Origin of the sequence: Pseudoalteromonas sp. OOF1S-7 (genome assembly GCF_022347765.1) — a bacterium.
Taxonomy (GTDB): Bacteria; Pseudomonadota; Gammaproteobacteria; order Enterobacterales; family Alteromonadaceae; genus Pseudoalteromonas.
This window is the reverse complement of the sequence record NZ_JAKRFZ010000002.1, coordinates 256376-268414: the sequence shown is the minus strand read 5'-3', so window position 1 is coordinate 268414 and position 12039 is coordinate 256376. Positions and strand designations below refer to the sequence as shown.

Annotated in this window: 2 protein-coding genes; one reads left to right on the top strand and one right to left on the bottom strand. The window is 53.0% G+C overall.

Annotated features, from left to right (window positions below; genetic code table 11):
- Positions 1–65: 65 nt before the first annotated feature.
- Entirely contained in the window at positions 66–1082 is a 1017-nt protein-coding gene (gene adhP / locus MHN33_RS03935) for an alcohol dehydrogenase AdhP (protein WP_239395849.1), read from the bottom strand.
- Positions 1083–2044: 962 nt separating this feature from the next.
- On the opposite strand from adhP, the gene MHN33_RS03930 reads away from it, so the two are divergent.
- The gene (locus MHN33_RS03930; protein ID WP_239395838.1) at positions 2045–12037 is read left to right on the top strand and encodes a non-ribosomal peptide synthetase/type I polyketide synthase; all 9993 of its coding nucleotides are present in this window, start codon (positions 2045–2047) and stop codon (positions 12035–12037) included.
- Positions 12038–12039: the final 2 nt, after the last annotated feature.

Genomic DNA, 12039 nt, shown 5'->3' with positions numbered 1-12039 from the left:
CCTTCCTTACTCCTTTCCTATGAGGTTTGGCGCAACTCCCTGGGTTGCGCCTTTTTTATTTGTCACTATTCATCCAGCGTCAGGACGATCCGCCCATTAATTTCGCTGTTCAGCATTTGCTCAAACACGTCATTGATGGCTTCAAGGGGTTTGGTCTCAATGATGGCTTTGACCTTGCCCTGTGCGGCAAATTGCAGGCACTCGATTAGGTCCTGACGTGTACCAACGATACTGCCAACCACACTGACGCCCTTGAGTACAGTATCAAAGATGGGAATGGGCATTTCCTCCGGAGGCAGGCCAACGAGCACACACACGCCACAGCGTTTAACACTATGAAAGGAAGAAGTAAAAGCGGATTTTGATACGGCCGTACAGACTACTGCCTGAACGCCGCCCAGCTCAGTTTGTATGGTTTGTGCCGGGTCTTGCTGAGTGTAGTCCACCACCATGTCGGCGCCCAAATCGCGTGCCAGTGCCAGCTTTTCTTCTCCACTGTCTACGGCGACTACATTCAGGCCCATGGCTTTGGCATATTGAATGGCCAGGTGGCCCAGACCGCCTGCGCCGACAATAGAGACCCAGTCGCCGGGTTTTGCACCAGACACTTTGAGTGCTTTATAAGTGGTAACGCCGGCACAAAACAGCGGTGCTGCTTCAACAAAAGGCACATTATCGGGGATTTTAACCACATAATTGGCGTCAGCTTTGGTAAATTGCGCATAACCCCCATCGACCGAGTAACCGCTGTTTTGCTGTTGCGGACAGAGGTTTTCATCGCCTTTCAGGCAATGCTCACAATGGCCGCAGGCGCTGTGCAACCAGGGCACGCCAACCCTGTCGCCAAGCGCCAGATGGGTTACATCCTGTGCTTTAGCGACCACAGTACCCACCCCTTCGTGTCCGGGGATCAGCGGCAGCTTAGGTTTTACGGGCCAGTCTCCGTGGCAAGCATGCAAGTCGGTATGACATACCCCACAGGCGGCAATTTCGACCAGTACGGAACCTGGAGTCAGAGTCGGTTTGTCGACGGTTTGTATTTCTAACGGCTGTTTAAAGGCATGGACGAGCGCGGCTTTCATATGATTCTCTCCTGGAAGATGTTAGCCACGAGTATAGTGATTTAACACTGACACAATTTGATCCGGCGCAAACTCGTCACTGACAGTGTCTTCAATTTAGGTATGGGTCTGACATTAGGCTTTTACGTGCTATGCAAGGATTGTCATACACCTGGCTCAAGATATCTGTGCGTTTTTAATATGAGCGACTAAACTTCATGCAAAATAGCAGTTTGTAGATATCACTGGGTAAATAACCAAGGAAACTAAGACCAAAACATGTACCCGTGAGGGTACGTAAGCGGCTGTAATTTACCAATGCAGCTTACTGAGTTAGATTTTGCGAATAGCTTGTGTGGCTATCTATCGCTATTTTCAGACTGCTCATCGCTGTCAGAATAGGAGCCTGCTGGCTATATCTGTCAGTTGTTAAGATTTTTTTGGTTGCATATTTGTTAAAATTGTATTTATTTTTGCTTTATTTTTTAGTGCTTTGTGATAGCATTGATATGAAAATCGTCAAACAGGAAACGTTGTAGCTGTTATTAAAACAGCGTTCAGAAGAGAAAAACAACATTAGGGAATGGTATTTTTAGTTCAGTTGTCGTCCCGCCAGATTAACTCTATCAGAGAATTTAGACCTGGTTGAATGCAGGCAGATTTGATTGTTTTCTATTCTAATCAAAGGTTTGCGTTCTTCCGGTAGTAAAGGTGTAGTTGATTAGCATGGCTTGCGGTTTTAAGCGGTTAGTTAACCTTTAAAACCACAGTGGCAGAGTGCTGCGACTTTGCGATTAATCGCAGTCCGGATGCTCATACTTTGTCATTGTGTTTATGTAATTAATTGGTTTTTTCCAATTTTACGGGTCGAACAGTTGTACTTAATAGCAAGGGTGACGCCACTTTAGTCGCTTACCTTTGGGTTATTGAGTCAGATGTTTTGATCAAAGGAACTTACTCAATAAACCTTGTATGGGTATGGCATGAATAACGACTTAGTGGCTACTTTAGTGACATTGGCCCGGACACGTGGCAATGACATTGCATATCAGTATTTCTTCGAAGACAACCAACCGGCAGTTTCCCTGAGCTACGCAGAGCTCGACTTAAAATCCAGAAAAATAGCGGCACGTTTGCTGACTTACTTCGACAGAGGCGACAGAGCCTTACTCTTGTACAATTCAGGATTTGAGTTTGTTGAAGCTTTTTTTGCCTGTTTGTACGCCGGCATCGTGGCTGTGCCTGTCTATCCACCGAAAAAAAACCAAAATACCGACAGGCTTAGGAGTATTATTGAAGACGCCGGGGCAACCGGAGCGCTGACCAGTAGCAAAATATACGAAATCGCCCAACCGTTATTTGAAGCCGAAGCCAGCCTCAGCAATGTGTCTATCATTGCCACCGACAGCGAGGGGGTGGAGCAGGTTGAGCCTATGCCCTGGCAGGATATCCGCATTGCTCCGCAAGACCTGGCGTTTTTGCAATATACCTCGGGCTCGACGGGGAGCCCCAAAGGCGTGATGGTAAGCCATGCCAACATCATGGATAACGAAGAAATGATGAAGCTTGCCTTTGGTCACAGCAGCAATACGCCCATTGTGAGCTGGCTGCCTCATTTCCATGATATGGGGCTGATCTTCGGTATTTTGCATCCTATCTACATTGGTGCGCCTGCCGCATTGATGAACCCAACATCATTTTTGCAAAAGCCTCTGCGCTGGCTGAAGTTGCTGAGCGAGACCAAAGCCGTCACTTCCAGTGCCCCCAACTTTGCCTACGACCTGTGTGTTGACACCATCAAAGAAGCGGAGCTGGCGAACCTGGATTTATCGCACTGGCAAAGTGCGCTTAATGGCGCCGAGCCGGTGCGGGCCAGCACGCTTGAGCGTTTCTATCAGAAATTTAAACGCTGTGGGTTTCGCCGGGAGGCCACCGCTCCCTGTTATGGCATGGCAGAAACCACTTTATTTGCCACAGGCGGGCGCTTGCTGAAAACCCCTTCCGTGTTGCAGCTCGACAGCAAGGACATGCATCAGGGCAGGGCCTCGTTATTAACGCCAGCCTCAATCCACACAGAGTCCTTTTATGATCAAAACGCTACGGATAACAACTCTGCAGATAATCAGCCTTATTATGCGGTGTCGTGTGGCAGCACCTGGCATGGCCATACGCTAGCGATTGTAAACCCGGACACCAGACAGCGCTGCGCTGAGGGGCACACCGGAGAGATCTGGGTAAAAGGCGCCAGTGTTGCCCAGGGCTACTGGCGCAAAGCCAAACAAACCGAAGAGATTTTTCAGGCCCGCATTGCCGATGACAATGACGGTCCTTATCTGCGTACCGGCGATTTGGGCTTTGTTTATCAGGACGAGCTGTATGTGACCGGGCGTGCCAAAGACGTGATGATTTTCCGTGGTAAAAACTATTACCCTCAGGATATTGAGCTGACCGTGGTTGAAGCACATGCCGCTATGGACAACAACGGTGGCGCGGCGTTTTCTTATTTGTCTGAGCAAGGTGAAGAGCGCCTGGTTATCGTTCAGCAGGTAAAACGCACCGCCGTACGCAAGCTCAATGAGCAAGAGATTTTTGCGGCGATCACCTCAGCAATTACCGAGCAACATGGCATTACACCGCATGAGGTGGTGTTGATCAAACCCGGCAGGATCCTCAAAACCTCCAGCGGTAAAATTCAGCGACAGGAAAATAAACGTCATTATCTTGCAGACACTTTTGATGTACTTGCCCGCTCACGTGCGTCACAAGTTCCGGTTGCACCGGAACAACCGTCGTGTGAAATAAGCAATCCTAATTACTCAGACCTTGAAGCGACATTGGTTAAGGTGTTACAGCAAGTGGTGGGGGATGAGGTAGACCGTCAGCCAAATAGCCTGGATGTGGATGCCACCTTTCTATCTTTAGGGGTGGATTCAATGAAGGCCGTGCGGATCTCCGGCGAGTTGATGGAGTTGCATGATATTGAGCTTGAAGCCACGGTACTTTACGAGCATCCGTCGATTGCCCAGCTTGCTCATTATCTGTGTCAGTTTGAGTCAGTACGCGAACGCCTGCAAGTACAGGGGCAACCTTGTGCTGAGCACACAACAGTGCAATCTGAAGCGCCAGAGGTTGAGCGAAACGAGCCCGCCACACATACGTTGCCAGGTACCATGGATGTGGCTGTCATTGGTATGGCGTGTCGCTATCCACAGGCCTCAGATGTCGATGGATACTGGCAATTATTGGCGGAAAAACGCGATGCCATCAGTGTGCCAGACGCAGTTCGACAGGCACTGTGCCCTGAGCTGGGCCAGACTCGACTGGGTGGATATCTGGACAACATCGAACAGTTTGATGCCGGGCTGTTTGGGATATCACCGGCGGAGGCCAGATATATAGATCCGCAACACCGCTTGTTGCTTGAAACCAGCTTCCATGCCATTCAGTCGGCCGGGATGATGCCAGCCGAATTGGCCGGTCAGCCCGTTGGCGTGTATGTGGGGATTTCTCAGAATGACTACTTCAATATGTCGAATAAGGCGCATCAGGGCAATGCCTATCTCGGCACCGGCACAGCGCTGAGTATTGCGGCAAACCGTTTGTCCTATACCTATAATTTCACCGGGCCTAGCCTCTCTGTCGATACCGCTTGTTCTTCTTCTTTGGTGGCTTTACATCATGCCCTGAGCGGGATCCGCGCAGGCGATATGCCCATGGCACTGGTGAGCGGGGTGAACCTTATCCTCAGCAATGAGGTTACGGATGCCTGCGAAAATGCCCAAATGCTGGCTGAGGATGGCCGTTGTAAAACCTTCTCGCGTGCTGCCGATGGCTATGTGCGCAGTGAAGGCGTTGGCTGTGTGTTACTAAAACCGTTGGCACAGGCGATGGCCGACAGGGACCCGATTTATGGGGTACTGAAGGGCAGTGCGGTCAATCAGGACGGGCGCAGTAATGGCATCACCGCTCCCAACGGCGCTTCACAGCAAAGGGTGATCAGAGCGGCATTGCACAGTGCGGCAGTTGCGCCGGCGGATGTACAGTATATTGAAACTCATGGCACTGGCACTGAACTGGGCGACCCCATTGAAGTGTCGGCACTGGCAAAAGTATATGGTGAAGGGCGTGCGGCCAATCAGCCTTTGCTGTTGGGGTCGGCAAAAGCCAACATTGGTCACCTTGAGTCTGGTGCAGGCCTTGCCGGGCTGATTAAGACACTATTATGCCTGGATAAAGGCCAGGTGCCGGCCCAGCTACATACCGCGCAGCTGAATGCCCATGTTCCATGGCAAAAGCTGCCGGTACGGGTTGCAACGCAAGCCCAGGACTGGCCTGAGCAGGGTGATAATCCTAGGCTGGCGGCGGTCAGTTCGTTCGGCTTCGGCGGCACCAATGCCCATGTGGTCTGTGCCCAGGCACCTGCTTACCCTGATCAGAATAGCAAAACCTTGTCAGTAAACTCGGGGTATGTGCTGCCATTGTCGGCAAAATCCACCAAATCACTGGCAGCGCTTGCCAGCCGTTATGCCAATGCGCTGAGCACAGCAACGCCATCGATGTTTGATGCCCTTGTTAGTCAGACTGCGTGTATGCCCCATTACAAAGAAGCGTGTCACGCTTTTGTTGGCGAAACCCGCGAGGCGCTGGTTGCCGCGCTGAATGATCCCACTCAGCTTGTTCACTGTGCAAATGAGCTGCAAGCACCTGCGCATGCACTGGTGTTTTTGTTTACCGGGCAGGGTGCACAATATCCTGATATGGGCAAAGCCTTATACGATACCCAAGATGTGTTTCGCGATGCCATTGATGAGTGCGACCAGTTGCTGGGCGATACGCTGGGGCCCAGACTGCTTGAGGTTTTATACAGCGACCCGGGTGAGCAATACCTGGCACAAACTCAGTGGACCCAGGTGTGTTTGTTTGCCATTGAATACGCTCAGGCGCAGTTATGGCTTGGCCGTGGCCTGAAACCAGATTATCTGGTGAGTCACAGCGTTGGTGAATATGCCGCGGCGTGTATCGCTGGTGTGTTTTCGCTCGCCGATGCAATTAAGCTGATTGGCGAGCGTGGCCGGCTGATGAATGCACTGGCGGACAATGGCCGCATGGTGACAGCGCGTTGCGACCGCGCGCAGGCCGATGCACTGGTGGCTGATATGAGCGAGCAGGTTTCGGTATCGGCTTATCATGGTGAGTCAGGCGTGGTATTTTCTGGTCACAACAGCGCCATGGATAAGTTGTGCGCGGCGCTGGATAGCGCCAATGTGCGCCACAAAGCCATTAACACAGCGCGGGCATTTCATTCACCGCTGATGCAGCCAATGCTCAGTGAATTTGCCAAAGTGGCCGCACAAATCACTTATGCTCAGCCAACCATCCCTTATATTTCGTCTGTGACCGGCCAGCAAGAGGCGCTGCGGGTGTGCGACCCAGGCTACTGGGTTGAGCAGATCTGCGCGCCGGTGCAGTTTGAAGCCTGCATGGCACAGCTGGCTCAGTTAGATGCCTATTGTGCGCTTGAACTGGGCCCCAAGCCGGTATTATGTGGTTTATTGCAGGAAAACCGCCCGGCTGAACAGTGCGAGTTTTTACATGTACTGTACGCCAAAGGGGCCGATCTGCCGCGTTTATTGTCAGCGCAGGGACGGCTGTTTGAACTCGGATTAGCGCTGGACCTGGCGCAGAGTACGTCAAGTGAGCACCTGCCCAAAGTACCTTTGCCTTTATACCCGTTTGACCACAGCCCCTACTGGATAGCCGACCTGCCCGCTGAGTTAAGCACGCAACAGAGTGCGCAAACTAATGCAGAGCAGACGGCTGGATCTCGCGAAGAAGCTATCCGCGCCTTTGTTCTCAATACTTTATCGCGTTTGTTATCTATGCCAGTCGCCGATATTCAGACTCATGTACCGCTGCTGGAAATGGGTGTTGATTCGCTGATGATCATGAATGCGGTGCGCACCTATGAGCGAGAGTTTGGGCTTGAATTCAGTGTCCGTCAGTTTTATGAGGCGCTCAGTACGGTTGACTTGCTGGTGGCCTATATCATCGAACATAGCGATTATCAAGTGACACCCGCGCAGGTTACACCGAGCCACTCAAATAACAGTGAACAAATACGCGTAGCACCAGCGGAAGCAATGTCAGTTAACGCGCCAGCCGAGCTGGTTGCCACGATTTGTCGTGAGCAGTTACAGGCCGCTGCGATGGTGACCAACAGCAATGCTGCGCACAGTGTTGAAGCGGTCGCTGCCCGTCAACTGGCCATGTTGCAAGGCCTAAATGGCGAACAGCAAACTTCTGCTGTGGCACTGGCATCAACGCCCGCGCCGCAAGTGGTTACCGCAAAGGCAACGCCAACGTCGCAGGCTACAACGCAAAGCGACGCTACCCGAGTATTGCCAGGGTTTGGCAACAAGCAAATAACCACCGCTGCCAGCAGCCAGTCCGTGCAACGTCATCTGGCATCGCTCACAGAGCGCTACTGTGCAAAAACGCCACTGTCAAAAGCCATGGTGTCTGAGCATCGTCCGCACCTGGCGGATTGTCGCGCGTCGGCCGGGTTCCGTCTGTCCAGCAAAGAGCTGCTTTATCCGGTGTTTGGTAAACGCTGCGAAGGCAGTCGGATCTGGGATATTGACGGTAATGAATATATTGATATCACCATGGACTTTGGCGTCAATCTGTTTGGCCACAAGCCGGCATTTGTCACTGAGGCGCTGGAGCAACAAATTGAAGACGGTCTGCAACTGGGGCTGGCAAGTCCGCAGGCCTGTGAAGTGGCCTCGCTTATCAGCGAGCTGACCGCCCTGGAGCGCGTGACCTTTTGTAACTCGGGCACAGAGGCTGTGATGACTGCTGTGCGCCTGGCGCGCAATAAAACCCGTCGCAACAAAATCGTGCAGTTTGAAGGTGCTTATCATGGCCATTATGACGGTACCCTGGCGCAAAATGCACCGGGTGGTGACGGGGTTGAGCCTATGTGTGGCGGCGTCAGAGCCGGCGCCATCAGTGACAACCTGGTGCTTGCATATGGCGCAGACTCTGCACTGCAATGCATCAGAGCGCAGGGCAATGAGATTGCTGCGGTTCTGGTTGAGCCGGTGCAAAGCCGTCATCCGTCGCATCAGCCATGGGCATTTTTGCAGGCGCTGAGAGCACTCACGGCTGAGCTGGGTATTGCGCTTATCTTTGATGAGATGATCACCGGTTTCAGAGCCCATCCGGGCGGCGTGCAGGCCATGCTGGGGATCCAGGCGGATATGGCAACCTATGGCAAGATTGTCGGTGGCGGCCTGCCTGTGGGTGTGGTTGCGGGCAGCCATGAATTTATGGATGGCATTGATGGTGGCGTCTGGCAGTATGGCGATGCTTCTTATCCGCAGGCGGACACAACTTTTTTTGCTGGGACTTTCTGTAAGCATCCGCTGGTTATGGCCAGTGCCAAAGCGGTGCTGAGTGAAATTAAAAAACAAGGCCCGCAGCTGCAAGAGTCGGTCAGTGACAAAACCCAGTATCTGGCGCAGACGCTCAATGCATTTTTTGCAAAGCAGGGCATTCCTATGCAAATAGAGCATTTTGCTTCTTTATTCCGGTTTCGTTTTAGCCAGAATCTGGATGTGTTTTTCTATGAAATGCTTAATCGCGGCGTGTTTATCTGGGAAGGGCGCAATTGTTTCCTTTCGGCGGCGCACACCGAGGCCGACGTCAATACCATCATTCAGACCGTTAAAGACAGTGTGCTGGCATTAAAAGCCGCCGGTTACTTTGGCGAGCCAGGCCCGGCTGATGCACAGCCTGAGCAGTTCCCGTTAACGGGAGCACAGCAGCAATTACTGGCGCTGGCACTTAAATCTGAACATGGCGCAAAAGCGTATCATCTGCAAGCGGTGCTGCGCTTAAGCGGAGATCTGGATAAAGCTCGCCTGGCTCAGGCCATCGCGCAGCTGAGCACGGATTATCCCTTGCTGTGTTATTCGGTCGACCCGCTCACTTTGTCTCATGTCAAGCTGGCACAACCGGTTTTAACTCAGCACAGCGACAGCATCACCCTGACTGAATTGCGTTATCGCCCCTTTGAATTCGGTGCGCAGCCTTTGTGCCGGTTCGACTTGCTACAAACGGATGCACAAGAACATGTGCTTAGCATTAGTGCACACCATGTGCTTTACGACGGGCTCAGCCTGCAACAGCTGATGCTCCGTATTGCCAGCAATTATAGCTATAGCAGCGCAAACAGTCAGGTAACTCCGCCGCCTGTGGTGCACTTTAGCGCCTATGTTGAGGGCGTAGAGCGCTATTTGGAAAGCGCTGACTATGCGCAGGATAAAGCCTACTGGCTGGACCAACTTGCACCTTGCGAAGCGCTGGCGTTACCCACACGTTTTGGCGCCGACAGCCAGGAAAGCTTTGTTGTTGAAAAACGGGTGTTCAAACTCGATACGCTATCAGAAGTCAAAGCGTTGAGCCAGTCTCAGGGTTGTGGCCAGTTTGCAACCTTGCTGGCCGTGTATGCCCTGTGGCTACACAAGCTGACGGGCCAGAAGCACATTGCTGTGGGTATCCCGGTGTCTGATCGCGGCTTGCTCAGTGATGGTTATAACCCGGACGACCTGGACCTGCATTTACCGGGCTACTGCACCAATATTTTGCCTGTGGTGGTGGCGTTCAGTGACTCTGTCACAGTGGGTGAGCTGGTTAAGCAGGTGCAGTCCAGCCTGCTTGAAGCCTTCGAGCATCAGCACTTGCCCTACAGCGAATTAACCCATGAGCCGGTGTGTTTGCCGCAAACCTTGTTTAACCTGGATAAGGTACAACAGCTGCCACAGTTTACTGGTCTGAACGTATCGACCTGTACCACAGATACCCGCTTTGGCCAGTACCAGTTAAGCTGCAATTTGTTATGTGTTGATGGCCAGTGGACGCTGGAGCTGGAATACCTGAGCACGCGCTACGACAGCGATATGATGGATAATTATGCCCAAGCGCTCATCGCCCTGTTTACCAGGGTAAAGGGCGCTCAGGCATGTGCTGATTTAAGCCTGCTCGACGAGGCCGCGCGGGCACAACTGCTTGGGCAGGCATTCCAAAGCCCTGCACAACCTCTGCTGCTCGATGCATTGGGTGAGCAAGTAAAGCTCAGCGCGCAGCACTGCGCACTGATTTGCTCAGAGCAGTCACTGACTTATGAGCAGCTACAGTTTCGAGTCAATCAGCTGGCAAATTATCTGACTGCCCGGGGCGTTGGTCGCGATGCGCTGGTGGCCATTGCACTGCCGCGGCGCACGGAACTATTGGTGGCCTTACTGGCGGTGCTAAAAACTGGGGCTGCCTTTTTGCCACTCGATTTGAGCTTCCCGCAGGCTCGTTTGCAGGACATGCTGAGCGACAGCAAAGCAGCGTTCTTACTCTGTGATGCGCTGAGTGAGGCGGCAGTGGCCATTGCTAATACCCGACTTGATATTATCGATCTGGACGCCCGTCAAACTGAGGTTGCTCGCTGCCCGAATACCTTCGATGCTCAGCCAATTACGCCACAGCAACGCGCCTATGTGATTTACACCTCCGGCTCCACCGGTAAGCCCAAAGGCGTTGAAATAAGCCACGGTGCGCTGGCAAATCTGTTACATACCATGGCCAAAGAGCCTGGGCTTAATCAGTCCGACTGTCTGCTCAGTGTGACCACCATCGCCTTTGATATCGCCCTGTTAGAGTTGTTTGGTCCGCTGGTTGTCGGTGCAACGGTATTGCTGGCCAGCGAGCAGGCTTGCAGCGACCCGAACGAACTGGTTGCGCTGATAGACCAGCATCCGGTGACTGTGATGCAGGCTACCCCGACCTTGTGGCAGCTCCTGCTGGCGGCACGCCCGGATTGCGTGGCCGGACTCACAATCTGGAGTGGCGGCGAGCCGTTAACCCCGGTCCTTGCAGCACAATTATTCAGTCAGGCAAAAGCGTTGTGGAATATGTACGGACCAACCGAAACCACCATCTGGTCTGCCACAACGCAGATCCTTGACCCCGAAGACATCACTATAGGCAAGCCGGTGGCCAACACCCGCCTGGTAGTGCTGAACGAACACACTTTAGCCAATGCCGCAGTGCAGCCTGTGGGCGTATGGGGCGAGCTGTGGATCGGCGGTACCGGCCTGGCTGAGGGATATCTGGCACGACCTGAACTGACGAAAGAGCGTTTTGTCACTTATCAACTGGAGGGCGATGGCAGCGAGCGGCTCTATCGCACCGGCGACCGGGCCCGGTTGCTGGCCGATGGCCGGTTTGAGCTGGATGGCCGACTTGATCATCAGATTAAGCTGCATGGCCACCGCATTGAATTAGGTGAAATAGAAGCGCAGATGCGCAAAGTGCTGGGTGAGGTGGATGTACGTGTCTTTGTCAAAACCACAGCGCAAGGCCAGGCGGCGCTGTGTGCCTACGCCATTGAACAGGACGAACTGGCACAGCGCTGGACGATTAGCGCCCTGCGCAGTGCACTGGCAAACCAGCTACCGACTTATATGCTGCCCGAATATTTGTGCTGGCTGGCGCAGTGGCCAACCACAGCCAATGGCAAGCTGGACCGCAACGCTCTGATGGTGCCAAGCGCCAACCAGGGTACGCAAACCGAGCTATGCGCGCCACAAAGTGCAACACAAGAAAAGATCCTGGCCTGTTACTGTGAGCTTTTGAACACCGAGCAGCTTGGAACACGCCACAATTTCTTTGAGTGCGGCGGTAATTCGGTGCTGGCCATGCAGCTGGTGTCGCGGTTAAACCAGCACTTTGCGATCAGCGCCACGGTTGGTGACATCTTTGATAACCCCAGCACAGTGCAGCTTGCGGTGCGGGTGGAAGAGCTTATCAGTGCGGGCCCGGCGGACCAGCACAATGGCGTTGAGCGCCTGAGTAATATTGTCAGTGGTCGCGATATCAGTGTGGCACTGGATGATCAATCCATGACGGAGATGGACTTGTAAGT